The organism is Pedobacter antarcticus, assembly GCF_900112985.1.
Taxonomy (GTDB): Bacteria; Bacteroidota; Bacteroidia; order Sphingobacteriales; family Sphingobacteriaceae; genus Pedobacter; species Pedobacter antarcticus.
Genome location: NZ_FONS01000004.1, coordinates 66,586 through 93,260 on the forward strand (window position 1 = coordinate 66,586; position 26,675 = coordinate 93,260).

General features: G+C 40.5%; 22 protein-coding genes. 13 read left to right on the forward strand and 9 right to left on the reverse strand.

Going from position 1 to position 26,675, the window contains the following annotated elements:
* Window positions 1-3 precede the first annotated feature (3 nt).
* Together BM192_RS10080 and BM192_RS10085 are read left to right on the forward strand one after the other, a co-directional pair.
* A complete protein-coding gene (locus BM192_RS10080; protein ID WP_088775962.1) occupies window positions 4-957 on the forward strand; it encodes a helix-turn-helix domain-containing protein in 954 nt (317 codons plus the stop codon).
* A 158-nt stretch (window positions 958-1,115) separates the two neighbouring features.
* A complete protein-coding gene (locus BM192_RS10085; protein WP_037438960.1) occupies window positions 1,116-3,680 on the forward strand; it encodes a DUF5686 and carboxypeptidase-like regulatory domain-containing protein in 2,565 nt (854 codons plus the stop codon).
* Here BM192_RS10085 and BM192_RS10090 read toward each other — a convergent pair whose 3' ends face one another.
* Entirely contained in the window at window positions 3,681-4,907 is a 1,227-nt protein-coding gene (locus BM192_RS10090) for a BamA/TamA family outer membrane protein (protein ID WP_157282792.1), read from the reverse strand.
* A 416-nt stretch (window positions 4,908-5,323) separates the two neighbouring features.
* On the opposite strand from BM192_RS10090, the gene BM192_RS10095 reads away from it, so the two are divergent.
* From BM192_RS10095 to BM192_RS10110, 4 genes are all read left to right on the forward strand, one after another.
* Complete coding sequence (locus BM192_RS10095; protein ID WP_088775963.1) at window positions 5,324-6,007, forward strand: substrate-binding periplasmic protein; 684 nt, start codon at window positions 5,324-5,326, stop codon at window positions 6,005-6,007.
* A 208-nt stretch (window positions 6,008-6,215) separates the two neighbouring features.
* Entirely contained in the window at window positions 6,216-6,998 is a 783-nt protein-coding gene (locus BM192_RS10100; RefSeq protein WP_037438959.1) for a DUF1269 domain-containing protein, read from the forward strand.
* A gap of 94 nt (window positions 6,999-7,092) precedes the next feature.
* Window positions 7,093-8,349, forward strand: a complete 1,257-nt coding sequence (locus BM192_RS10105) for a YeiH family protein (RefSeq protein ID WP_037438956.1) — start codon at window positions 7,093-7,095, stop codon at window positions 8,347-8,349.
* Between the two features lie 37 nt (window positions 8,350-8,386).
* Complete coding sequence (locus BM192_RS10110) at window positions 8,387-8,605, forward strand: DUF6965 family protein (RefSeq protein ID WP_037438954.1); 219 nt, start codon at window positions 8,387-8,389, stop codon at window positions 8,603-8,605.
* Between the two features lie 18 nt (window positions 8,606-8,623).
* Here BM192_RS10110 and BM192_RS10115 read toward each other — a convergent pair whose 3' ends face one another.
* A complete protein-coding gene (locus BM192_RS10115; RefSeq protein ID WP_037438952.1) occupies window positions 8,624-9,229 on the reverse strand; it encodes a Crp/Fnr family transcriptional regulator in 606 nt (201 codons plus the stop codon).
* A gap of 436 nt (window positions 9,230-9,665) precedes the next feature.
* Between BM192_RS10115 and BM192_RS10120 the strand changes: the two genes are divergently transcribed.
* From BM192_RS10120 to BM192_RS10145, 6 genes are all read left to right on the forward strand, one after another.
* A complete protein-coding gene (locus tag BM192_RS10120; protein WP_157282790.1) occupies window positions 9,666-10,232 on the forward strand; it encodes an RNA polymerase sigma factor in 567 nt (188 codons plus the stop codon).
* A 136-nt stretch (window positions 10,233-10,368) separates the two neighbouring features.
* On the forward strand, window positions 10,369-11,532 hold the full coding sequence (locus BM192_RS10125; protein WP_051759675.1) for a FecR family protein: 1,164 nt from the start codon (window positions 10,369-10,371) through the stop codon (window positions 11,530-11,532).
* 77 nt (window positions 11,533-11,609) lie between these two features.
* Complete coding sequence (locus tag BM192_RS10130; RefSeq protein WP_037438973.1) at window positions 11,610-11,801, forward strand: cold-shock protein; 192 nt, start codon at window positions 11,610-11,612, stop codon at window positions 11,799-11,801.
* A 110-nt stretch (window positions 11,802-11,911) separates the two neighbouring features.
* Complete coding sequence (locus tag BM192_RS10135; RefSeq protein WP_074588013.1) at window positions 11,912-12,307, forward strand: BlaI/MecI/CopY family transcriptional regulator; 396 nt, start codon at window positions 11,912-11,914, stop codon at window positions 12,305-12,307.
* A gap of 20 nt (window positions 12,308-12,327) precedes the next feature.
* Window positions 12,328-13,884 carry a M56 family metallopeptidase gene (locus BM192_RS10140; RefSeq protein WP_037438948.1) on the forward strand — a complete coding sequence of 519 codons (1,557 nt, stop codon included), beginning with the start codon at window positions 12,328-12,330 and terminating at the stop codon, window positions 13,882-13,884.
* Between the two features lie 109 nt (window positions 13,885-13,993).
* The gene (locus BM192_RS10145; protein WP_037438946.1) at window positions 13,994-16,435 is read left to right on the forward strand and encodes a TonB-dependent receptor; all 2,442 of its coding nucleotides are present in this window, start codon (window positions 13,994-13,996) and stop codon (window positions 16,433-16,435) included.
* Window positions 16,436-16,684: 249 nt separating this feature from the next.
* On the opposite strand, the gene bioA is transcribed toward BM192_RS10145, so the two are convergent.
* Genes bioA through BM192_RS10170 form a run of 5 tightly spaced genes read right to left on the reverse strand, consistent with a single transcriptional unit; the run spans window position 16,685 to window position 21,388 of the window.
* Window positions 16,685-17,956 carry an adenosylmethionine--8-amino-7-oxononanoate transaminase gene (bioA, locus tag BM192_RS10150; protein ID WP_037438944.1) on the reverse strand — a complete coding sequence of 424 codons (1,272 nt, stop codon included), beginning with the start codon at window positions 17,954-17,956 and terminating at the stop codon, window positions 16,685-16,687.
* On the reverse strand, window positions 17,940-18,950 hold the full coding sequence (bioB, locus tag BM192_RS10155; protein WP_037438942.1) for a biotin synthase BioB: 1,011 nt from the start codon (window positions 18,948-18,950) through the stop codon (window positions 17,940-17,942). The genes bioA and bioB overlap by 17 nt, the downstream gene beginning before the upstream one ends.
* Before the next feature lie 26 nt (window positions 18,951-18,976).
* Window positions 18,977-19,591, reverse strand: a complete 615-nt coding sequence (bioD, locus tag BM192_RS10160) for a dethiobiotin synthase (protein ID WP_037438940.1) — start codon at window positions 19,589-19,591, stop codon at window positions 18,977-18,979.
* A gap of 16 nt (window positions 19,592-19,607) precedes the next feature.
* Window positions 19,608-20,771 (reverse strand): aminotransferase class I/II-fold pyridoxal phosphate-dependent enzyme, encoded by a 1,164-nt coding sequence (locus BM192_RS10165; RefSeq protein WP_037438937.1) that lies wholly within the window; start codon window positions 20,769-20,771, stop codon window positions 19,608-19,610.
* Window positions 20,772-20,776: 5 nt separating this feature from the next.
* Window positions 20,777-21,388: a hypothetical protein gene (locus BM192_RS10170; RefSeq protein ID WP_037438935.1), complete on the reverse strand. Its 612-nt coding sequence runs from the start codon at window positions 21,386-21,388 to the stop codon at window positions 20,777-20,779.
* A 65-nt stretch (window positions 21,389-21,453) separates the two neighbouring features.
* Here BM192_RS10170 and BM192_RS10175 point away from each other — a divergent pair, with 65 nt between their 5' ends.
* Window positions 21,454-22,938, forward strand: coding sequence for an aminotransferase-like domain-containing protein (locus BM192_RS10175; protein ID WP_037438933.1), 1,485 nt, complete (start codon window positions 21,454-21,456; stop codon window positions 22,936-22,938).
* A 79-nt stretch (window positions 22,939-23,017) separates the two neighbouring features.
* Here the strand turns inward: BM192_RS10175 and BM192_RS10180 are convergent, their stop codons facing one another.
* A complete protein-coding gene (locus BM192_RS10180; RefSeq protein ID WP_081857474.1) occupies window positions 23,018-25,390 on the reverse strand; it encodes a mechanosensitive ion channel domain-containing protein in 2,373 nt (790 codons plus the stop codon).
* 37 nt (window positions 25,391-25,427) lie between these two features.
* Window positions 25,428-26,570 carry a GNAT family N-acetyltransferase gene (locus BM192_RS10185; RefSeq protein WP_037438931.1) on the reverse strand — a complete coding sequence of 381 codons (1,143 nt, stop codon included), beginning with the start codon at window positions 26,568-26,570 and terminating at the stop codon, window positions 25,428-25,430.
* Window positions 26,571-26,675: the final 105 nt, after the last annotated feature.

The window sequence follows — 26,675 nt, forward strand, 5'->3', positions numbered from 1 at the left end:
GGCGTGAAAAAAAGTATGTCTCTTTTGGAGTTTTATGAAATGCTTGCGCATAACAGACCAGATGTTGTTATCCCAAATGCGATCGATGACGTACACACCGGGCATTTTAATGTATTTAAGAGATTTGGCTTTTGCTCACTAAATCCATCTCCTTACAACCGGCGTGAATTTTATAAGATCTCTCTGGTAATTGGCAAGGGCGTACTATATTATCCGAATCAAAAAATAGAAGTTAACGGATCTGCACTTCTATTTACCAATACGACCATCCCGTACTCATGGGAAACCACATCGGAATTTCAATCTGGTTACTTTTGTCTCTTTACAGAAAGTTTCATGCGACAGCGCAATGAACCACTTAGAGAAGGTCTTTTATCTCGCATTCAGGAAAACCCCGTTTATCCGCTTAATTCAATTCAGGTAGCCGACATCAGTAGGGTATTTGAAAAAATGATAGCTGAAATGGATTCAGATTATGCTTACAAGTATGATCTGATGCGCAATTATGTTAATCTTCTCGTTCATGAAGCCATGAAGATGACGCGTTTAGATACACAAAGTAAGATAACGAATGCGTCTACAAGGATTGCTACTTTATTTTTTGAACTTCTTGAAAGGCAGTTTCCCATTCATTCCACAGATCATGTGCTGCAACTCAGGACAGCTAATGATTTTGCAGCTAAACTATCGATTCATGTGAATCACCTGAACCATGCAGTTAAAGAGGTAACTGGTAAAACTACGTCTGAACACATATCCGGGCGCATAGCCACAGAGGCAATTGCTTTGTTACAGCATACGGAATGGAATATTTCTGAAATCGGGTATTGCCTGGGATTTGAATACCCTGCTAATTTTAATCAGTTTTTTAAGCGGCAGACGATGGCTGTTCCACGTTCATTCAGAGATAAAAATGCACAACCACCGAGGCATTTAGATTTATGGAGCGGTAATTGATTAGATTTTACCGTGGCGGAATATATATCAGGTTAATCTTTTAACAGAATTTAACATGAAAATGGCCACTTAATTTGTATTATTGGTGCAATTAGCTTTCTGATTTATGCTTTTAAAGCTTATTTGAACAGGTTAAAAGACTTTAGGTGTGTGTTTCTATGATTACTAAAATTCAGAAAAGGTCTTTTTATCTGCTTTTTTTACTATTTACTTTTACTATATCCTCCGTAGCTGCGCAGTCAACTGTTGTAACCGGAGTAATTACAGACGCTGCAGATAAACGACCTGTACCTTCCGTTACTGTAATTTTCAAAGGGACAAAAATAGCGACCAAAACAGATGCGCAGGGTAAGTACCGGTTGAGTGCACAAATGGCTTCGACCCATATAGAAATAAATTATGTTGGTTATAAAACTCAGTCTGTTCCGGTAAAAGCAGGGCAGGAACAGCAAATCAATATCATACTTCAAGAAGATTCTCAGTCTTTAAATGAAGTAACCGTTAATTCCGCAAAAAAAGCTAAATACAGAAACAAAGACAACCCTGCTGTCGAACTTATTCGTCAGGTAATAGCGCATAAATCTCTGAACAGGTTGGAAAGTGATTCTACTGTCGAGTACCAGCAATATGACTGGATGCAGTTTTCTTTAAGTAATCTTTCTGAAAAGTTCAAAAACAAGAAAATCTTCAAAAACTATCAGTTCCTTTTCGACGAACAGGATTCCACAGCAGTAGGTGGTAAAAATATATTGCCTGTTTACCTGCGGGAGCGGCTTTCTCAATATTATTATCGCAAGAGTCCACAGAAAACTAAGATTATTACGCTCGCAGACAAGCATGTGAATTTTGACGATGGGCTGGTAGATAACAATGCTATCGGCAATTATTTTGAGCGGATGTATGCTGATGTAAATATTTATGACAATAACATAGTTTTTACCAACAGCCAGTTTTTAAGTCCGATCGCGGACGGAGCACCTGCGTACTATAAGTTTTTTATTACCGATACGCTAAAAAATCAACAACCACAGCTCATTGAGCTATCTTTTATCCCCAGACTGCCAAATGCGTTGCTGTTTGAAGGGAAGATTTATATCACCATGGATGGTAAATATGCGGTCCAGCAGGCTTTTTTGAAAACGGGTAAAGATGTGAACATAAATTTTGTTCGTGCCCTGGAAGTCAAGCTGAATTTTGAACCGGATTTCCGGGGAAAATTCCATTTGGTTAAAAGCCATTTACTAATGGACTTCGGGTTAGGCAATGAAAAAGGAAGAGGTTTTAAAGGAGAAAGATCAGTAACAATTAAAAATTACAAGACAAATATACCAAGGCCGGACAGCGTGTATTCCGGGGAGAGTCTGGTGATGGCAGCTGGTGCAGAAAACAGGGATGCTGCGTATTGGGCAGATAACAGACTCGATACTATCGGGAAAGATAAGCTGAAAATTTACGGCAATATTGATACTCTGGGGCAGATGAAATCATTTAAGCGGATGATGGATTTGGTGACTTTCTTTTTTATTGGATATAAAAATCTTGGACCTGTTGAAATAGGTCCCTTGTATTCATTCTATACCTTCAATAACCTTGAAGGTTTTCGGCTACGATTCGGGGGAAGAACCACTACGGACTTCAGTACCCGTTTTTACATGGATACCTATGCAGCTTATGGATTTAAGGACGAAAAGTGGAAATATTTCTTCAGTGGTGCTTATTCTTTCAATAACAAATCTATTTATAAATTTCCACAGAGTTTTGTTCGTGCGAGTTTTCGAAGGGATATGAGTATTCCGGGTGAGGAGGCTGTTAATGGTGTTCAGGAAGACAACCTCGCATCTTCGTTCAGGAGAGGTGTAAATGATAAGTTTTTATATAATGACTTTTACAAAGTAGAATATCAGCAGGAGTATCTGAACCATTTTTCATTTAACATTGGTTTCAGAAAATGGACACAGAGTCCGGCAGGAAATCTAGTTTTTGCAAGACAGACAGATCTCGGGCCACAGCAGCTGTCGCGGTTGACAAGTACAGAGTTTAACCTGAGGCTGCGTTATGCGCCATTCGAGAAATTTTACCAGGGAAAATTGTTCAGAGAGCGCATTATCGAAAAATATCCTGTTTTTGAACTGGACTATGCTGCGGGTGTAAAAGGATTATTTGGCGGTGAAAATGCTTATCACAATCTTACAGCGAGCATTGATAAACGTTTCTATCTGGGGCAGTTTGGCCGTTCCGATGTTAGGCTCGAAGGAAATTATCTATTTGGTCAGGTACCTTTTCCACTGCTTCGGATTCATAAAGCCAATCAATCGTATTCCTATCAGGTTTACGCCTATAATCTCATGAATTTCCTGGAATTTGTAAGTGATCATTATGTAAGTTTAAATGTCGATCATAATTTTAATGGGTTAATTTTAAACCGAATCCCATTGTTACGGAGATTGAAATTAAGAGAGTATGTTACATTTAAAGGATTGTATGGCGGTTTACGGAACGAAAATAATCCGCTCATGAATTCATCTTTATTACAATTTCCTGTAAATGAAGATGGTGTTGCAACCACATATCACCTGGGGAACCGTCCGTATATGGAAGCAAGTGCCGGATTGGGTAATATTTTTAAAGTTCTACGTTTTGATGTCGTTAGAAGATTTAACTATCTGGATCATCCTGATGTTGCCAAATGGGGCTTGAGAGCAAAAGTCCAGTTCGAATTCTAATTAAAAGACCTCATTCAGGCCAACAAAAACCCCTTTTGAGCCATTCTTCCCAATGCCATAATCAATGCAGAGATTGGAACGGCTTTGCTTATTGAAGAGGATGCGCAAACCAGCGCCTGCTCCGGGTTCCCAGTATTGAAATAGCTTCGTTTTTTGCTGATTGCTGGCAGTTTGTAAATTAAAAAATGCTACACCGCTAAATAGTTTATTAGCAGAGATTGGGAAGCGGTATTCCAATTCGTTATAAAAGAAAGACGGGCCTTTAAATCTGGCGATAGTATAACCTCGTCCAGTTCGCTGTTCTGTATCACTGCCAGTACCGGGTAATTCCATATAAGGCAACTGACCCCGGAGCAGATAAGAGCCCCAGATCCAGTATGCAAGTACGTGTTCAGGGTTTCGTTTTGACAGGCTCCAGTATTTTCTCAGCTCTGTTTTCAGTTGCATTGCAGACTTCTGACTTCCCATCCAGTGTGTATTCGTTCTAAGGATTACATCGATATATAAACCTTTATATGGCCTGTAAGGCTGATCTCTAGAATTATATTGCATGTTCAGGAGAAAACCACCTGCGATATTCTCGTCGGTATCAAAACCATTCTGTTGGCTATATAATTCATTGTAAACACCAGGCTGACCGGCGGCCGGACTTTCCTGCGTAATCTTTTTATAGTAGTTAAACGTAAGACCGGCACCCGCATAAAAGTTATCAAGGATACTTTTATAAACCATTTCACTAAGTTTTAAAAAGGTGTACCTGAGCGGAAGGGTTAATGGGTTTTTCTGGCCGGTTCCGATTCCATCGTCTTGTATAACCGTTTTGCCGAGGTTCCAGTTTCCTACAAGATTATACTGATTCCTTGCTGTATAAATATTATGACTTAATTGAATAAGGGCCAGCTCATTTGTTGAAAGCACACCGTAGGCATCAAATATGGAAAGTGATGTACTTTCGGGATTCCCCAGGTATTCACTGCCCGAAATGTCTGCACCAAATTCAAAACCGGTACTGGGTGTATAGCCGACGGAGGGTAGAATAGCGAAACTACCCTTATTGTTAACTATAGGTGCAGGTGTGTTTTTCTTTAAAATCAACTTTCTGAACACATCAACTACGTCTACTGCCACACTATCTTGAGCAACAGCATGCAGACTAAGTAGTAGCATAACACTCAGGAATATTGCCCTTCGTGATAGGATTATTTTAGGTAGAGTTTTGATCTTCATGCAAGTATTCGAAAATAAAAATACACTTATTACTCTTATCTCTACAAACCGGTACAAATAAAATTTGTTATGGTCATTATCTACCTGGATTAGATGCCGGTACATGAATTTTTTATAATTTCAATCTGTGCCAATTGTAAAATTAATGGGAGGTTCAGTTAGATGAAAATGGCGTATTTATATTATAAGTGGTTTGTTTGCAGTGGTATTGAACGGAATTTAACGCGTTTATGTATGATTAATATGTTTTGAGGCATTACAATGAAATATATAAATGCTTATTTACTTCAAAAGGACACGGAAATTGACTAAAATTGCGTCTATACCGGGACAAACCCTTAAATCTGTTAAAATTGTCCCGTCCAGGTATAGTTTTTTATAAGGTTCAGGCCTGTCCGGAAGAACAAATAGTGATTATGAAACAAATATTGAAGATTGGCGTAGATTCAGCAGCGCCTTTTCCATTGCACAGCGATTATAACTCTACGACATTTGAAGGGTTTGAAGTAGACATGCTGCAGGCAATAGGTAAAGTACTTAATCTGGAATTTCAATATGAAGTATCATTATGGTCTAATATTTTGGAGAAGCTTTATAAAGGCGAACTTGATATAATTTGTTCGGCGGTCACTATGACCAGTTCCAGGCAGATGATTCTGGAGTTTAGTACACCATATCTCGAATTTAAACTTTGTGCAGTTGTCAATAAAGGCGATACGCATGGCGATGACCAAACTTTTAAAGATAAAAGAATTGGTATCCGTATTGCTACAGAAGCAGAGAAATATGTGATGTCTAAATTTCCTTCCAATACAACAGTTCATGCGGAAACAAATAAGGAGTTGTACGAAAAGTTGCTGGATAGAAAAATAGATGTTTTAATTGATGATTCTCCAATTGCAGGAGGTTTTCTGGATAAATATGATAGTCTTGAAATTGGACATTTCATACCGAATTCAGATTCCAGATATGCCATAGCGATGAAAAAAGGGGATATTGAACTTAAAGAAAGAATCAACGAAACATTAGAGCTGCTGCATGAGAACGGGACTTACGATGCCATTTATGAAAAATGGTTCAGCCATATCCGGTTGTCCTGATAAACAATAAATATTAAGCTTTGCACAAGAAAAAGAAAGATAAAGACAAAAAGAGCGACAAATCTGACGCTAAGTCTAAGAAGAAAAAGAAAGAGTGCTGCGAAAAATATAAACTTGGAAAACGGTGTAAAAACTGTCCTCTGGGTTAGGTTGTGTCAAACAAAAACCCATTCCAATTGCTTTTCATGTAGTATTATAATTAAATAACATGGAAAAAATAATTCAAGTACTCTTCGATACAGAAGCATCCGCATTCAGTGGACTCAAAGCGATACAGAATTTATCTGCTAATCAGGATATTTCTCTGGGAGAATCGTATGTCCTGAGTAAAAATGAGGCCGGTCAGGTAAATATTCGTTCAGCAAAAGATGAGTCTGCGGGCTACAGCACAATTGGTGGTGGGATAGTAGGCGGTTTAATAGGTTTGCTTGCGGGCCCTCTGGGTTTGCTTGTAGGAATTGGTGCGGGTATGGTTGCAGGTTCCGCGGGTGACACTTTGCGTGCAGAGCAGGTTTCCGATTACCTGGACGACGTTTCAATTAACATCCCACCAGGAAAAGCACTATTGGTTGCTCATGTTTGGGAAGATTGGGAAATACCCGTTAATACTGTTTTAGAGCCATTTAAGGGTCATATACATCGGTTGGATATACAGGAAGATGTATTTGTACCGGCAGAAAAACAGCTTAATCAGCTAAGCGATCAAATTTCTAAAACCGAAGCTGCATATCTTGCTGCAGATGAATCGGGTAAGTCGGCCTTGAACCAGGAACTCCTTGATTTAAAGATCAAACGCGAAAAATACAAAGAACAGTTTCAAGGTACGTCAGGCCACCAGGAAGCTCAATATAATGAGTGGTTAAAGGCTGAAAGGAAGTCGGACGACGAAACAACCTATACTTCTGAAAGCTGGGAGGAGAAGCAGGGACGCTTAACTGCAAGAATCAATGCACAGCAGAATAAATTAAATGAGCTTCTGAAAAAAAGATAAAAAGCTGTAATCAATTATGATTTAACACAGTTCAGGGCATCTTCAAAAGGTTAAAAACGATATATTAGCTGACCAAATAATATTAAAGCCAAATATGTCAGTTAAATCCAAGCCATTTACTCTTCATGAGGACTGGGCAGTTGTAATTCTCGGTGCCCTGGTTATTGTTCTTTCTTTATTTTTTTATATAGTCCCTGTACCGGTGTTTAAATGGAGAAATACAACTGAATTGATGTCGGTTGTATTAACTGCAGGAAATCTTAAAATTGTTCTCATTCAATTTGTCTTTGTGTGCTTTATCGGCATCGCGGGGGCACGAATTACGGGGAAATCAGTACGAAATTTTGTTGCTGGTTTCCCTTTTGTGTATCTGCTCACTATAATCGCGCTGCTCATTGCAGGTAATTCGACAATGCGGTCGCTTAATCTTGAAGCAGTAATTTTTAGTTTGGTTATCGGGCTTGTCATCGGTAACTTTTTTAAGCTGCCGCAATGGTTCAGGGATATGTTGTCGACGGAGCTTTTTGTTAAGATAGGCTTGGTCCTGTTGGGGACAACGATTATATTTTCCGACATTCTTAAGGCAGGTTCTTTGGGGCTTATTCAGGCACTGATTGTCGTACTTTCAGTATGGTATTTTGCTTTCTGGTTATGCAGGAAGTTTAAAATAGATGATGATTTGACTATGATGATCTCTTCAGCAGTATCTATTTGCGGTGTTTCGGCAGCCATAGCCACATCAGGAGCAATAAAAGGTGATCCTAAAAAATTATCCTATGTAATATCTATGGTGCTCATTACGGCAATTCCGATGATGATCTTTATGCCATACATTGCGAATTATTTTAACTTTCCGCAGGAAGTTACCGGCGCATGGCTTGGCGGTAGTATTGATACTACCGGTGCTGTTGTTGCTTCAGGAAGTCTTGTAGGAGAAGAGGCACTTAAAATCAGCACGATTGTTAAATTTTCTCAAAATGTATTGCTGGGTATCGCTGCGTTTGCTATCAGTATTTACTGGTCTTACCGTAAAACCGACGGTGCTGATACAGTTGAAAAACCAACATTAAAAGTAATCTGGGACAGATTTCCGAAATTTGTACTCGCCTTCGTAGCGGCTTCCTTATTATTTTCTTTTGCAGTGTCGGCTGAAACTGCGGCCGGAGTTAAAGATAGTTTGAAAAATATGCAGAACGCCTGGTTTACGCTTGCCTTTACAAGTATCGGTTTGGAAACAAATTTTAAGGACCTGTTCAAAAATGAAAATAAAAAGCCTTTGTATGCCTTTCTGCTTGCTCAACTTTTTAATGTGATTATTACACTCATCATTGCCTTTATCTTATTTAATTAGCCTGCCGGCCATTGAAAAAATAGATTAAATTTGTGGCATGACTATAGAAGAATTAGAAGCATATTTTGATGGTATCGAATTGCCTGCTCAAATAGACCTTGAAGCAGGAGTTGTTATTGCTGATGTGCCGCTTTTTTTGGAATCGCATCTTAGCTATGTGAAGAATAGTGGGAGTTTAAAATCCGCTGACGTATTCGTGAAAAGGCTGCACCAGTTACATGATCGCTTAGAACAAATGAATCAACAGCGGATCTAATAAGATGCAAACGTCAGTTCAGACGTCGCCTTCCGGAATGTTTTTACTTCGTTGGCTTGTTTTTGCCCTGATCCTGTTTAAAGTTTTTCTTGATATTCCCAGAAATGCTGCAATATTATCTACAGGCACATTTCTGAGTACATGTGGTGAGTTTCTGGCTAATATGACATAATTTTCAAGTGCAGAATTAGCACTGAACTGGTATACCCGTTTTTCCTGGAAAATTTCATAATCAAGTATAATACGCTGAGTATAGTGATGTATTTCTGGGAAATCGGCAGAGAGAAGCTTTAGATCTTCGTATGTAATGTATTTTAGAATCGAAGGGTTAACTGCTTCGATATACTCCATAGTTGGTTTTTGAAGGAAAAAAGATTCCGCGGACAGAATCAATTCCTGTTCATTCCAGAACCTGTACGGTACTTTTCTGTCTTCCTTCCATTTATATCCCATCATATATCCTTTTTCAAGAAACCAGATACGGTCTGCCGGGTCTCCGGCCTGCTGCAGAAAATGGCGCTTTTTGATATGTTCAGTTTTGATTATTTCAATTAACCGTTGCCGTAAATCTGCATTAACAGGGTTCAGAAAGGTGAGGAAATTTATCAGCTCAAGATTATTCATAATAAAAGGATTAGGGATCCGATGGTGATTTATATTGTTAAATATTTAATTATCAGTAATATATGATAAAGTTTTTGTTAAAAATAACCGCATTTGATGCTATTTTTTTGATGAAAATCAAATTCAATCTAATAAGTTTCAAATTTCTTCTGGTAAAGCTCAATTTATATTAGCTGCCGAAAAACTATTTTTCTTTAGCATAGGACATCCGGTCAGAAACATACACTGTATATATAGAGGTGTAATAATTTCAATCATATGTCATCAGATTTTTCACATTTACTGTATTTGTTATCCGGATTTCTCAGGAGCACTCTTTCCCTGGCTTTTTACTTTGAAACAAATATACTTCAGCAATAAGATGCATATTAAACGTATTCTGTTACTATTATCGGGCGATGTTTGGTGTCAAATAGTTCAGGTTTAGTGTATGGTGATGAAAATTAGTTATCAGACCTGCACCGATGATGAACTTCTGCGATGTATCTCTGAAAGTGATAGCGAAGCCTTTAATGAAATTTATCAACGTTACTGGAAAAAGCTTTATAATGAAACCTATAAAAGGCTGCGTAATGCACAGCTTGTAGAAGAGATCGTACAGGATGTCTTTATAGACATGTGGACCAAACGCACTTATTACCAGGTTAAAAGCATCTATGCTTATCTCTTAATTTCTATGCGCTATAAGACATTTAAAGAGTATCGAAAAAGCAAAGGTGTTTCATTTTTCGAGATACCCCTGGATGATATTTATGCCTCCGGAGATCAGGCCGACTCCAGACTTAACGTAAATGAATTGCAAACCTGCATTGAATATTGGCTGTCTATGCAGCCGGAAAAAAGAGCAGTCATTTTTCGCATGCGCTATCTTGATTATTTAAGTACCCGGGAAATCAGCACAATTTTGGGTATTTCCCAGAAAACGGTTCAGAATCAGTTAATTACGGCCTTTACCAGCCTGAGAGAATTTATAACCAAATTGTTGATACTGGCTTTATTCTAAATCTATAAGGCGAATGTTATGCAATGTGCTTGCGGTAAGTAGTTCATGTTAATTTGCTTCAACATATAAAATAGCATAGGAGAGTGGTTTCTTTTCCGACACTGTTATAGTATAAGGTCGTTATCAAACAAATAAGATGGAATCGAATCTTTTGAAAAATGAATTTCAACAATTTGTCGACCTGTATCTGGAAGGAAACGCCGATGGCGATCAGAAAAGGTTAGTAGAAAGCTATTTTGAACTTTTTGCTCAACAGCCGGACGTACTTGATGAATTATCTGATCTGGAGATATCTGCAATAGATAAACGTTTACACGATATGATCAGCAATAATATTCAGCTACGCCGGTCTGTTCTCAACCGTAATCAAAGATATTTCTATGTGATTATGATAGTTTTTCTAATCGCAGGTGGTCTTTTTATCTACCATAATAAGGTAACTGGACTAAATGATGAGCCATTAATTCAGGCAGCAATAAAGCCGGGCAGCAACCGGGCTACTCTTACACTATCCGATGGAACAGGTCTGGTGCTGGACAGCAATTATAACGAACTTCCCGGTGACAAATTCTCAGGAATGGTTTTTAAAACCGAACGGGGGCTTTTAAGCTATAAAAATATAAGGGTTAATGATTTAAGGAAGAGCTCTTTAAATAGACTTGTATTGTCAACCCCCAGGGGCGGGCAGTACCGGGTAATCCTTCCTGACGGGACCAGGGTATGGCTTAATGCTGCTTCGAGTTTAATTTTTCCTGTGGTCTTTGATGAGAAGGAGCGAACAGTACATTTATCCGGGGAAGCTTATTTCGAAGTAGCTAAAAGAGTGTCCTTACCTTTTACAGTTTGCGCAAAAGGACTGCAGATCCGTGTGTTAGGCACTCACTTTAACCTTTCTGCTTATCCAGAGGAGCCTATATCCAGCACTACACTTCTCGAAGGCAGTGTTATTATTGTTCCTAAAGCCGGAACGACCTTAAAACGGCTGCTTCCCGGAGAACAGGCTGTTGTTGACGAAGCATCTGGTTCTGTTATAGTTACCAAAGCAGATACTGAGGGCGCAACTGCATGGAAAGATGGATATTTCTCATTTGATAACGAGTCTTTGGAGACTATTCTCCGGAAGTTAGAACGATGGTATGATGTGACTGTCTGTTATGATAATCAGGACCTGCGTAAGCTTCAGTATACCGGGATCCTATCCAGAAATAAAGATATAGCTCAGGTATTAAGAAAATTTGAGCTGACAAATACTGTTAAATTTAGAATAAAGGGGAGAATAATTACGGCTGCTTTAAACTAATGTGAGTACCAATTAATTAATAACTTCTGTAAATGAATAATAATCTGTATATTCGTGCCATATTTAATAATAATACAATGCAAGAAGGAGTAGTAAAATTTTTTAATGAGACTAAAGGTTTTGGATTTATCGTACCATCTAATGGTGACAGCGAAATCTTTGTTCATTCAACAGGCTTGTTAGCCAGCATCCGTGAAAACGATAAAGTTACTTACGATGTAGAAGAAGGCCGTAAAGGTCTTAATGCAATTAATGTTCAGTTAGTCTAAATTTTTAATTTATATAATTGAGTGAGCCTTCCCGATCATCGGGAAGGCTTTTTTTTGTTTCTTTTTTTCGTAGGTATTGTTTCGTACGAAAAGTTTCCTACCTTTAGAATATGAAACAGCAAAACTATACATCCTCATCCGATATAGAACCCACTAAATCGGAACTTGAAATTCTTCAGGTTCTCTGGAGTGCAGGCCCATCTACTGTTCGTCAGGTAAATGATCAGCTTAATAATTTACGTCAGGTTAATTATACCTCTACATTGAAATTAATGCAGATCATGGCTGAGAAGGGCATCCTTAAAAGAGATGAAAGTCAAATGAAGCATATTTATCATGTTGTTGAAGAAGAGAAAAAAACCAAAGAGAATTTGCTGGGGAAATTCGTCGACAATTTATATGATGGATCTTCAAGCAAATTAGTCATGCAGCTGCTAGGTAATCAGAAAACTTCTAAAGAGGAATTACAGGCTATTAAAGATATGCTGAATCAATTAGATCAATAAACCATTTTGAACCACAAACTATGGAACTTTTAATTAAAGCTATTGGATTTACACTGCTGCATTCTTTGTGGCAGGGACTGCTACTATCCTTGATCACTGCGTTGATCCTGGTTGGCGGTAAAAATTTGAGCTCTGCATCAAGATACCGGTTTTTAACCTGGTCGCTTGTGCTTTTCGCTTCCGCAACCCTATTTACTTTTGCATCCTATATGATTCAGGACCAAAGTATTGTAGGTCCGGTAATGAGCCATCAGGCAAATGTAGGAATTCCGGCTGTTGATACTCTTCAAGGTAAATATAGTCCGGCTGAATCGGGGGTTTATGAACTTTCTGCATTTGCAGCGAATGGTATAAATACTGCCGGTGATTTTTTCTCCAGAAATACAGATCTGATTGTATTGGTTTGGTTTTTAATGTTCTGCGCTAAAAGTCTTCAGCTACTGACAGGTTTGCATGGAATATATCGATTGAAAAATACCAACGTAAAACCTGTTTCCGAATTCTGGCAAAACAAAGCAGAAGAGCTGGCCGAAAAGCTTAATGTTCAAGCTGTTGTCAGATTAATGGAATCCGGACTGGCCCGTGTGCCAATGGTTATTGGTCATTTTAAACCGGTAATTCTAATTCCTATTGGCTTAATCAATGCCATGAGTACAGCAGATGTAGAAGCCATACTTGTACACGAATTAGCGCATATCCGCCGCAGAGATTTTATAGTTAACATATTGCAGAGTTTGCTGGAGATGATTTTTTTCTTTAATCCAGCTGTGATCTGGATTTCAGAACTGATCAGAGCCGAACGTGAAAACTGTTGCGATGACATCGCTGTTACCCAGCTTAGTAATAAAGCGGTCTATATCCGTGCATTGGTGAGCTGTCAGGAATACGAACACGGCGCCCCTGGGTTAAGCATGGCTTTAAAAAATGGACAGGGACAACTAATGCATCGTGTGAAAAGATTGCTTGGGCAATATCAATCACCTGTTACGAAGATGGAGAGAGTAATATTGTCATTATTGATGATCGTCGTAATATTAACTACGGCTGCCTTTAAAGTCCTGCCTGAAAGAGCTGCTGTAAAAACAAAGCTGGCTTCCAAAGAGGTGTCTGCTACCAAGGCTCAACCAGTTGCTAATCAAGACCATTCTGATGCTAACCGCGATCAGCAGGTTAGCAGTACTACAGAACACCAGGTAGTAACTACTACGACAACAGTGCGTCCGGATAACCCTGTTGATGTTGCGGCCGAAATACCGGTAGTAGCAGATGTCCCAGTACAGGAAACAGTTGCAATACCGGTTAAACCTGCTTTGCCAGTTGTTCCTGGGATGTCGCCTGCTGTGCTTGCTTTGCCTGCTCAGAAAAGTGACCGCGTTAATTCCGAGGCTTTAATTGCTGATTTAAAAAAGCATAATATGATTGAAGATGATCGTGATTTTAAAATCCAGCTTAATCAGGACGGCTTGTATATCGACGGTAAAAAGCAAAGTGCGGTCTGGCACAAAAGGGTTATGCGCAACTACGTCAACGAGCCTAATAAAAAGCTCAATTACACTACTACAGTGCGAATTAACTAATTATATCAATTTCTCATAATTTATTCCTGTCTCTCGTTTTTACCGGGAGCAGGGATCGCTTTGCCCTTGATTTGCAGCTGGCATCTGTGCTATCTTAAAATTCTTATAAATGAAAAAATATTTAATGATGCTATTTTTAGCATGGTATGGCACCGCTGTGTCTTTTGGGCAAGTAGCTGGATCGAAAATAAAGGGGACTCTTCTGGATCATCAGGGTGTTGGGATCGATGGTGCGACGATGTCGGTAAAAAAGCAATCAGATTCATCACTCGTGAAAATGGAGTTCAGTGAGGCTAATGGGAGTTTTATTTTTAGTGGGATAGCTCCCGGAATCTATTTACTGGATGTAAATCTGATGGGGCGAAGAGTTTATCAGTCTGTCTCTCTTGCTATTACCACCGGTTTGCCGGTGTTGGATCTGGGTTCAATTCGTATTCAGGAACAGCAACAGTCTTTAAAAGAAGTGTCTATTGTATCTAAAAAGGCACTGATTGAACATCAGATTGACCGGACCGTATTAAATGTCGATGCCTTGATTAGTAATGCCGGAACTACGGCAATGGATGTATTGGAAAAATCTCCGGGAGTAAGGGTCGATCAAAATGGGCAGATTAGTCTGAAGGGGCAGCAAGGGGTAACTATTTTTATTGATGATAAGCCAACATATCTGTCCGGGGCAGACCTGGAAGGTTATTTGAGGAGTCTGCCGGCAACAACTTTAGACAAGATAGAAATCATGAGTAATCCTCCGGCTAAATATGATGCTGCTGGAAAAGGAGGAGTTATTAATATAAAGACGAAAAAGCAAAAGCTCAAAGGATTTAATCTTGGGATTAATGCATCTGCAGGTCAGGGAATATATACAACAACAAATAATAGTATTGACTTTAATTACAAAAACAATAAGATTAATGTATTTGGTAATGCTGGCTACAGTTTTCGCAATGGGGCATCGGACCTTCATATCTATCGGAACTACAGAGATGAAGCTGGTAATCATACCGGATCATTCGATCAGCAGACTTTTCTACGCAGGAAAGGCTGGGGAATAAACGGACTTCTGGGGGCAGATTATAGTCCGTCAGAATTAACGAGCTGGGGCGTGGTATTTACAGGTTTCTTACGTAAACCGAATTCAAATAATCTCAGTGAGAACGTTATTAATGATGCTGCAGGTAAACTGGAATCTTTGGTTAAAGCGCGTAATGTCGAGAATGGAACTTCAGATAATTTCGGTGCGAATCTGAATTACCGCCATTTATTTAAAAAAGACGGACCCGATATTTCAGCTGATCTTGATTATTTGCGTTATGGATCTGGTAACAAACAAGATTATGTTAACGACATATATAACGCTGATAGACAGTTTGATCATGTAGAAGGGTTAAATGGTAACTTGAAAGGGAATATAAATATTTTAAGTGCAAAAGTAGACTATACACATCCGTTTAGCGGGAAATTGAAACTTGCCGGCGGTTTGAAAAATAGTTTTACAGAAACAGATAACGTAGCAGATTATAGTAATACGCTGGGAGGTCTTACTACCCCGGATTATGATAAATCCAATCAGTTTAAATACAAGGAAAGGATTAGTGCAGCTTATGTGAATCTGAATAAAGATTTTGACAGATGGAGCGTTCAGGCTGGTCTGCGTTTGGAAAATACAGATTCACGTGGAAGGCAGTTGGGAAATATAATGAAAAGTGACTCCTCCTTTAAAAGGAATTATACAGGCTTGTTCCCGACTCTTTTTATACGATATCAGTTGGACACTTCGGGCAATCAGCAGTTGAAATTCAATTATGGACGTCGTGTTGAAAGACCGTATTATCAGGATTTGAATCCGTTTATTTCACCGCTCGATAAATTCACCTATTATGTAGGTAATCCATATTTACTACCGTCTTTTTCGCAGAAAGTCGAGCTGACTTATGTTTGGAAGAAGTTTAGTACTTCGGTAAGTTACAGTAGTGCCAAGGATGAGTTTAATGAGACTATTGAGATTAAAGATGGGATTTACTACAGCAGGCCGGGAAATATTGGCAGTAGTAAAGTCTTAAGTTGGAATATTGACGCGGGTGTAGATCCCTTGAGCTGGCTTAATTTACAGTTTTATGGAGAGCTGACCAGAATTCATTCTAAAAGTGATTTTTATTCAGGCCTGCTGGATAATAAAGGGGTTTTCACTTATCTTCAGGGGATTGCGCAGTTTAAGCTACAACACGGTTGGAACGCACAGCTGGATGGGAATTACCAAAGTAAAGTAACCAATGCCCAGTTTGTAGTTGGAGAGCAGTGGAGAATGAATATGGGGCTTTCCAAAACCCTTTCGCCAAAAACTACACTTAAACTGAGTGTTAGTGATATATTCAGAACTCAGATCACCAGAGGTACAATCAATAACCTGAATCTGACAGATGCCGGATGGGTGAACAGAGGAGATAGCAGACGTGCAGTGCTTACTTTAAGCATGAGGTTAGGTCAGATGAAAGCTAACCGGCCTGATAAACGTTCAGGAGCAGATTCGGAAGCTGACCGTGTGAAGCAATAGCAGGTTTGATTCAGTTGCTGTTTACGTTTTATTTTCCATTGATTTTTTTTTGCTATTCTTCGGGGTTGGTATACCGTTGCGATACCCTTGGTATACCTTTCCTTTACCCAAAGGGTATACCAAGGGTATCGCAACGGTATACCAAGGGTAAAGGAAGGGTAAGGCAACCCCGAAGAAAAACAGAAGTAAAATAGGCGCTTACTGCGATAAGACTAAAGAAATGTCCGAACAAAGACTCCGTTAGACCGATTATCTTAATTTCAGGTCAAGTGCTTCCAGAATTGCCGCATAGATTTCTTCCAGATCGGCATTGCTAATACAATAGGGTGGAAGGATATAGATAATATTGCCTAAAGGACGAAGGATTATCCCTTTATCCAGAAAGAAATTATATAACCAGTCCCGCAGACCATTAAAATAAGAGGTCCCTTCTCCCGTTTCCCATTCAATGGCGAGGATAGTCCCTGTCTGCCGGACGGAGCGGACAAGAGGATGTAGTTCGATTGAAGTTGCAAATGTGCTATGCAGCGCAGCTATCCGCTGAATTGCTGCCTGGCAATCTGGTTCGGCTAATAAATCAAGGCTGGCCGCAGCTGCAGCGCAGGCTAGTGGGTTCGCTGTAAAAGAATGACCATGGAAAAGAGTCTTAAGATTATCCTCAGCTAAAAAAGCAGCGTAAATTTCTGAACTACAGGTTGTGATACCCAGAGGCATAGTTCCGCCGGTTAATCCTTTGGAAAAACAAAGGATGTCGGCCTGTTGCTGCAGGTGGTCTGCGGCGAAATTTCTGCCTGTGCGCCCGAATCCCGTAAAAACCTCATCCTGGATCATTAGTATTCCGTTCCTACGGCAAAGAGCCATGAGCTGGTCAAGGTGTTCGGCCTTGTGCATTAGCATTCCCGCAGACCCCTGTACCAGTGGCTCGAAAATAAAACATGCGAGGTCTGCAGCGTGGGTTTCGATGATTTTCTGCAGATCTTCCAGGTTATTGCTGTCTGGTGTATCAATATAGATTACTTCGAACATCTGGTTTTTGAACGGGGCTGTCCATGTACCCCGGGCACTCACTGACATGGCGCCGAAAGTGTCGCCATGATATGCGTTTTTAAAAGCAAGAATCTTACTGCGTGGTTGGTTCTGATTATACCAGAACTGGATACACATCTTAAGTGCTACCTCAATAGCAGTTGACCCGTTGTCGGTGTAAAAAACTTTCTGTTGAGAGGGTGGCAGTATATTCAGTAGCTTTTCGGCGAGTTGAATAGCGGGCTCATGTGTGAACCCTGCAAAAATGACCTGGTCTAGCTTACCGAGCTGTTTGATCACTTTTTCTGCAATATAAGGATGGGAGTGTCCATGTAGTATAACCCACCAGGATGAAATTGCATCTATATATTTTTTGCCATCCTGGTCAAAGAGGTACGATCCGGATGCATGATCTATAACTATATGTTTATTTCCCTTATAATGTTGTGTATAAGGGTGCCATATATATTTAGCGTCTCTATTTGTTAAGGTCATATACTGCCTCCTTTTCCAGATTGTTTATACGCTGCATTGGTTTTAATCCTAGTAAACTGAAGAGTTCTCTGTCCTGGGAAATGCCGGGATTTGGGGTTACCAATAGCTCTTCGCTTTCACTTGTAAAGATGGAATTTGCACCCGCCATGAAACACCAGGATTGTTCCTCTCCGCTCATTTCTGCTCTTCCTGCACTTAAGCGGACGATAGATGCGGGCATTAAAATCCTTGCAGTTGCAATCATGCGGATCATTTCCCAGGCGTCTGTTTTGGGCATGTTTTCAAGAGGTGTGCCTTTTACGCGGGCAAGGGCATTGACTGGTACAGATTCCGGATGAACCGGTAACGTGGAAAGTGTATGTAGCATACGAATCCGGTCTTCGTGTGTTTCACCCAGACCGATAATTCCACCGGAGCATACGCTGATTCCTGCCTTCCTTACATGATTTATGGTGTTTAACCTATCATCGTAAGTCCGCGTGCTGATAATCTCTTCGTATTTTTCTCTTGACGTATCCAGATTGTGATTGTAGGCATACAGGCCTGCTTGCTGAAGTTTTTGTGCCTGACTTTCTGTGAGCATACCAAGCGTGCAACAGACCTCCATGCCAAGCTCATTGACGCCGGTTACCATATCTAGTATGGTGTCGAAATCGCGGTTGTCTCTCACTTCCCGCCAGGCTGCAGCCATACAGAAACGTGAAGATCCGGCTTCTTTAGCGCGCGTGGCAATTTGAATGACCTCGTCTCTGCTCATGAGAGATTTCACTTTAATTCCCGTATGGTAGCGCGCTGCCTGACCACAATAGGAGCAGTCTTCCGGGCAGCCTCCGGTTTTTACAGAAAGTAAAGTGCATACCTGAACCTCCAGGGAATTGTGAAAATTGCGGTGGACGGTTGCGGCCTGATACACCAGTTCAAGCAAAGGTGTGTGGTATATTCCCTGGATTTCTTCGATGCTCCAGTCATGGCGGATGTTTAGAATTGACGACATATTGAGAATTAAATGTTTTGTATAGTCTAAAATTTGAGCAGTTTGGGTAGTCTGCTCAGTGAATTATGGTTTATCTCAGTTAATTCCTGCAGATCAGTCCAGGGACAGTTCGATGGCAGCTGGCTGATAATTACTTTTTTGCTGTATGGATTAAAATCTCCGTTGAAAATCACCTGCTTCAGATTGAGTCCGCGCAGTTTAATGACCTCAAGAGTAAGCAGGCTATGGTTAATACAGCCCAGATAATCCCTGATAACCAAAATCAGATCAGCTTTTAGGTGCCGGATTAATTCTGCCGTGAGTAAATTGTCAGATAAGGGTACCAGCAGGCCGCCGGCACCTTCTATCAGTAAAGGTCTGAGATGCCCGGGCAGGATAAAGTCCTGTAAGGTGATCCGCACATTTTCTGCAGCGGCAGCTTCATGAGGCGATGCAGCAAGCATAAAGCGGTGTCTTTCAGGATGAAATCTGGAATGATGGTGCCCTGTAAGCTCACGCACGATCTCTGTGTCGGTATAGTGCAGGTCGCCTGCCTGCACCGGTTTCCAATAGTCCATTTTGTTTTGATAACATATGACAGCAGAAACTACTGTTTTGCCTATTCCTGTACCTATACCGGTTACAAATAGCGGGTTATTCATGTTTGTTGTCTGATTTTTAAGATTGGTGCAATTGCTTAATCTGTTCACAAAGGCCATTAATTTCTGTTTCGGTGTTGAATGAATGAATGCAGATACGCAGTCTTTCGGTACCCGCTGGTACAGTCGGGCTGCGGATCGGGTAAACTGCATATCCTTTTTCGAAAAGCAATTTGCTCCAGCGAAGGCAATTCTCATTTCCCGGGATCGTAATTATTTGAATAGGGGACACTTTCAGATCAATCCGCTCTGTTGAATTCCCGGCCGGATAAATAGCTTGCAAATTAGCGCGTAGGAGAGTTGATTTTTGCTGAAGCTTATGTTGTTCTTCCGGAAGGGTTAATAATCGTTTATATCGCGTTAAAATGGATAGTATTAGCATAGGAGGCAGTGCTGTGCTGTAGATAAATGGCCTTGCGAAATTTACAAGATAGGTTTTGAGTAATTGGCTACCCAAAATTACTGCCCCATGCAGGCCTAAAGCCTTGCTGAAGGTGATGATTCTGGCGAATACCGGGGTGCCGGTCACTTCGCTGGTGGCCAGGCCAGTTCCGAATACTCCAAACGCGTGAGCTTCATCTACAATGAGTCTCGCCTGATATTTACTACATAGGGCCAGTATCGGGGGTAGGTTGGCGAAATCTCCATCCATAGAATAAAGGCTCTCTATTGCCACATAGCAACGGCCCTGACGGTCTTTGTTTTGGAGGAGTTTGTTTTCCAGATCCCTGCAATCGTTATGTCTGAACTTTAGCCGGTCTGCATAGCTTAGTCGCAGGCCGTCGATTACCGAAGCATGGATGTACTGATCGTAAATCACGAGGTCTCCTTTTTGTGGAAGGCAGGAGAACAGTGAGGTGTTTGCTGTATATCCTGAATTAAAAAGTAGTGCCGCTCCGGTTTTTTCCTGTGTTGCAAACAGGTCTTCCAATTCTTCGGCAGCAGCGGAATTTCCGCTGAGTAATCTTGACCCGCCGGCCCCTGACCAGCCTTGGTTTTTCGGTAGCAGCCTGGCTTCTGATTGAAGGTATTCTTTTGATGATTCTTCATTTTTCAGTCTGGAGTATCCTAAATAATCATTAGAGCTGAAGTCTGTTAAATCATTTGTTAATTGTAGTTTACGAATTCCATTTGTTGACTCTTTGTTGCCAATTTTAAACTGCATAAATTGTTCTGCATTCATAGTTTCTAAGCAATGGAATCTTTAATTAACGCATTTGTCCATCCAGTATGAAGCTGCTCTTCAATTGCGCAGATATACGCTGCATGTGACTCCCAGTCCACAGAAAATTCTTTCAGCTGTATGATCATTTCTTCGAGGTGGCCTTGCTCTTCTACAATTATTGACCTGACGCTAACCTTGCTGCCAGCCTGCTGCAGTGCAGCCTGATAGACCGGGTATAATTGGTCTGCCCGGACTTCTATAGCATAGGTGACGAGTAGGTAAGCTGCAAATTTTAATTCCGCACCATGCAGGTGCAGACGATCGCGCAGATATCTGCTGGTCTTCAGATCCAACAGCTGTAAATAGTGATTGCTTGCTATTGGTGCTATTAAGTAGTCCGGATGATAAGTAGGGTTTTCGCGGATTCCTAATCTGGTGATCTGCTTTTTTAGATAGTAGGCGTGGCGATGTTCTTCTGCCGCATGTTTTAATACCATCAATGTTGTGGTATGGGCATTTTCGCTCGCTGATATCTTTCTGGCACCTATATTCTCCAGAAGTGATAGTGTATTGAGTAGTTTGGCATGTAAAGAATCGTGCTGTATAATATGTTGTAGTAAGGCTGTTAATGTCATCTTATGCGGATTTGTGCCAAAAGTATTACCTTGCCCCAAACTTCATATGTACCAGTTTTATTTTTATGAGTAGTCCGGTTAATATTCCATTTCAAACTGTTATTAAAATTGACAGATCAATTGATCATCCTGTTTATTTGCAGATTGCCCGGCAGCTTATAAATGCCATACAGCGGGGGGTACTGCAGGCAGGTTCGCAGTTACCGGGTAGTCGATCACTTGCGCTGATCCTTCAGGTGCACAGAAAGACGATTATTGCGGCGTTTGATGAGCTGGATGCGCAGGGTTGGACAGAAATCAGACCGAATAAGGGGACTTTTGTCCGGAAAGAATTGCCTCAGGATCCTGACGTTAAGCCGTATAGTGCGGGTTTGTTAACCAGTTATCCAGAGAAAACAGGTTATCAGTTCCGAAAGAGTATGTTGTTAGACGCGCTTACTTTGAGCCCAAACACGGGACTGGAGTTTAATGATGGTCTGCCGGATATCAGATTGCTTCCGCTAGAGCGGTTGTCTAAGGTGTATGGGGGAATACTTCGCAGTAAGACCAATTATAGGCATTTCGGCTATTCACATGCCGAAGGAAACGTCTTTTACCGGGAAATGCTGGCTGACTATCTTAATAATACGAGAGGGCTGCATATTAAAAAAGAGAATATTCTGACCACCAGGGGTATACATATGAGTATTTACATGGCGTCAAGCATGTTAATTGACGCTGGTGATGTGGTCGTTGTAGGTGACCTGAGTTACTACCTGGCGAATATGTGTTTTCAGCAATGCGGCGCGAAATTGCAGGCTGTTCCTGTTGACAAGGACGGAATCTCGACAGAAGCGGTTCGCGAGTTGTGTAAGCGTCAAAAGATAAGGATGTTATATCTCACGCCGCATCATCATTACCCAACAACGGTAACCTTAAGTGCAGAGCGGCGTGTTGAGTTGCTCAATCTTGCTGCTCAATATGGATTTATAATTCTGGAGGATGATTATGATTATGATTTTCATTATAAGGGTAATCCAGTCTTGCCGCTGGCCAGCGCCGATACTAACGGAATGGTCGTTTATATAGGCTCATTCTGTAAATCACTGGCCCCCGGTTTCCGCTCGGGGTACCTGGTTGCTCCCGAAAACCTGATACTGGAAATGGCTAAGTTCAGAAGGTTGGTAGACCGCCAGGGCGACATGTTAATGGAACAGGCCATAGCTGAACTGCTCGAAGAAAAAGAAATTCAGCGTCACCTGAAGAAGGCGGTAAAAGTTTACCAGGATCGTCGTGATCTATTTACTTCTCTGCTAATAAAAGAGCTGGGAGGGGAGCTGACATTTGATGCCCCGCCGGGCGGATTGTCGGTCTGGACCAATTGGAATCCAGACCTTAATCTCATGCGGATTAGTAAAAATTGTACAAAAATGAACCTCCATTTGCCACAGGAACTTCTTTATCAAAATGAACATTCTACAGCTATGCGTCTTGGATTTGGAAACCTGAATGAGCAGGAAATCACATTGGCTGTACGCGTGCTTTCGAAGGCTGTTAATATGGAAGAATAATCTAGTTATCAATTGATAATATTTGTATCATATATATCTATTTGTCAGTGTATATACAACTGTTAATTGTATTTTTAAACTAACTTAATACTTCTATCCCTTTATCATCAAATTCGTCGAAAATCGAAGCCATAATACTGCTCTTTGTAGGCTCGGCCATTGAAATATCCATGCACCAGAAGTAGACACGAACCTGGCTGCTGCTTTTACTTTTGGGGCTAATAATAAGCTTGGGCTCTTTGTTCAGGAAAATGTTGTCACTGTTTTTAATTACCTCTAAAATTAATGTGCTTACCACCTCCCTGTCATATGGTTTACTAATCGTGAATTCCAGCATTGCCCGCATCTGATTATTGGTTAATGTCCAGTTGATAATGTTGTTTGAAAGTATCGATCCGTTAGGAATAATGATTTCGGCACCATCGTCGGTAAGTAATGTACTTGCCCTGATTCCTATTTCTTTTACCCGACCTTTTTTATCACCGAGTTCCACCATATCACCTATGCGTAGTGTCTTGTCGAATATCAGAATGATACCGGATACAAAGTTGCTGACTATGTTTTGTAAACCCAGTCCGATACCTACACCTAATGCGCCCAGAACCACCGTAATCTTATCTATAGGCAATCCTGATGCAGCTACGGCAACCAAGAAACCTCCGATCAATAAGATCAGTCTCATGATAATGAGTTTAGAACGTTCAGATTTGTTCTCTTCCAGGGAATCATCACCCATATCGCCAAAAAAGTAGGTGATATATTTCTGCAGGAAGTTTGCTGCCCAGATAATAACCAGGAACAGGACTATACCACCAAGCGTGAATGTTAAGCTCCCAATTGTTCTCTTTTCGTTGAGCAAGCCCAGAACAAAGTTGTAAAGTTCATTAAAGATATTCAGGTTGGTTAAAAAAAGTGTAGTCCAGATAATGAAGATTACGATTCCCAAAATGCCTCCTACTCTTCTTTCTACGCGCTGCCAGTCGAAGTAATCTGCATAGTTTCTTCTGATCCGGCTGGTTTTTACCTGCAGGATAAAGGCCTCTGTAAGCATACTGGCTAAAAGAATCAGTGAAATGGAATTTAGAACAGCGCTGATGGCTGTATTATAAAAGATTTGTGTGAGTGTAAACCTTCCGAATATATTGCAAAATATAGCCAGAATATTAAAAAGGATGTAGATAATTCCAACAGGTAGGAGTATACTGAATTTGCCTGCGGCTGGTCTTAGATTTTGGAAGGCTTTAATCCCGTAAATCGTAGACAGTATACTGAATATCAGTAGAATCCAGCGTTGGGATCTGGCTTGAAAACCTAAAAGGCGAAGCAGAATAGGTAAGAGCAGCAGAACAACGAATATAGCCCAGGTATAGAAGACCTTTTTTGGAACGCGTTTGTATAGTAAGGAAGCTAAAAGGATAGCCAGTAATACATAAACGCCTTCGATGTATAATGCAGGCGCGAGCAGATCAAATACGGGTGCCAGAGTGAGGATGAGAATGAACGTTATTTGATAGGGTTTGGGTCGTAGAAGATTGAAACCGTAAATGGTGGTTACGTCCATCTTATCTGCTTTCTTCAGAGTTTTGAAGTTGTAATACACCCAGAAGAAGAAGACTGCTCCGGTTAGGAATAATAACAAACGGGTATTTCTGGTATAAACAAAGTAATAGAAAGAAATTTTCTTTTCGCTCTCCAGAAAGTGCTTGAAGCCTATTTTCCGGTTCATTTTCTGATTTATGGTCTCCCACAGATAACGCCTCTCTTTTCCAAAAGCCTTTATACCTACCAGTTTGAGCTGGTTTTCTGTCAGAAATTTCAATTCTTTGATATTAATCAGATTGGTTGAAGTCCTGGCCATCAATGCATTTAAAATGCTGGTGTTGGTCTTAATGAGGCTATCCATTTCTGTTTTCTTGCCTGCGAGTTCTGTAAACTGACTTTTAAACACAACTTTTAAGGAGTCTGTGCTGAATAACCGCGTTAGTACTGTGTCCTTACCTAGTTCAAGGAGATGGGTTTTAACCTCGTTGAGTTCTTCATCGTATTCTTTGAGGTCTTCCAGGCAGGTTTGATTATGAGAATCCAGTTCTGAGAGTAAAGTCTGGTACATCTGTAAATTCTGCAGGTTTTGAGGTCTGTCTTTCTGATTAAGACGATCCCTTAAAAGCGATATTGCAGCTTCATCCTGCTCCAGGTGGGGCTTAATGGAGTTGAGCTTGTAAAAGCTTCCTGTAGTAACCCTAACCTGATTAATGGCTTCGTAAACTTTACCCAGGCTGGCCAGATAATCGCTTCGGTTAAGAACACTAGAATCAGCGAGATAAGAAACGTCATTTTTATCGGGTTTATCTTTGTGTTTCTGGGCCCGGGTGAGTTCTGGTATAAAAAAAAGGCAGGCCAATAGCGTTAAATATTGACTTGCCTTTTTTAAGTTGGTGCTTATAGCTTTCATTTACAAGATGTTTGTCCTTGCAAATATAGGCTATCGGTTATATCTTTTCAGTACTCCCTGCAGGAGCAATAGTTTTTTCGAAAATGCGGTATTTTTTGTAGGGATCTCCTTTGATTGCTTTAATAGCGTTATTCACTAAGTCGTTGTTTTCCAGTGTCCAGGATGCTTCTGCATACTTTAATCCTTTAGCTTTGTATGCCTTAATAATATTACCGTACAGACAGGCTTCAATTCCCATTTTCCGGTAACCTTCTACAACTCCAAGCAGTAAAATCCGCAGGCCTGAAACCCTTTTTTTATACCACAACAATTTAAGTAAACCGGTAGGAAACAGTCTCCCTCTTTTGATTTTGATAAGTATTTCATTAATGTCAGGAACCGCTGCACCAAAACCGACTATCTTCCCATTCTGCTCTGCAACCAGGCAGAAGTCCGGGTCGAGGATCATTTTTAAGTCTTTAGCCTGATAATCATATTCTTCATCATTCATAGGTACGAACCCCATGTTTTTATCCCATGCTTTATTATAAACTTCACGGAGCTTGTCAGCTTCTTCTTTGAAGTTTTTCATGTTGATCTTCCGGATCACAATCTCGCTTCTTTTTAAACGTTCCTGCAGTTTGTCCATGAGCTTTACAGACCTGTCATCATAGCTCTCACCGTCCCACTTCCAGGCGATAAGATCTACCTTTTTTACCAGTCCGTTATTTTCCAGAAGCGTAACATAATAAGCTGCATTATATGGCATCATCACTACCGGAGGGCTATCAAAACCGGAAACCAGTAATCCACAGGATTCATTGGTTGAAAAATTTACCGGTCCGATAATCGTATTCAAACCTTTATCAGTAAGCCATTTTTCGGCTTGTCCAATTAGCATATCTGCACTTTCCTGGTCATCGATACAATCAAAGAAACCAAAAAAACCATCCTGGTTATGATTCACTTCGTTGTGAATGGTATTGTGTATTGCGGCTATTCTGCCTATAATTCTGCCCTGGTCTAAAAGAAGGAAGCATTGCAGAGAAGAATGTTTATGGAAAGGATGTGTGGTTAATAAGTCTCTCTGGGCGATATGAAGTTCCGGTACGTAATTAGGATCATGTTTGTACAGATCGTGTGGAAAATCAATAAACGATGCTAATTCTTTTTTCGATTTTACCGGAATTATTGTCTTCATAAATCTAGCTTTTTTTAAGTCTGATCCGTTTTGTCAGGCGTTTTAAAACCTGCTGTTTCATTGACTCCTGACAATTCAGGCTCCAAATATATTCAAATGGATAAT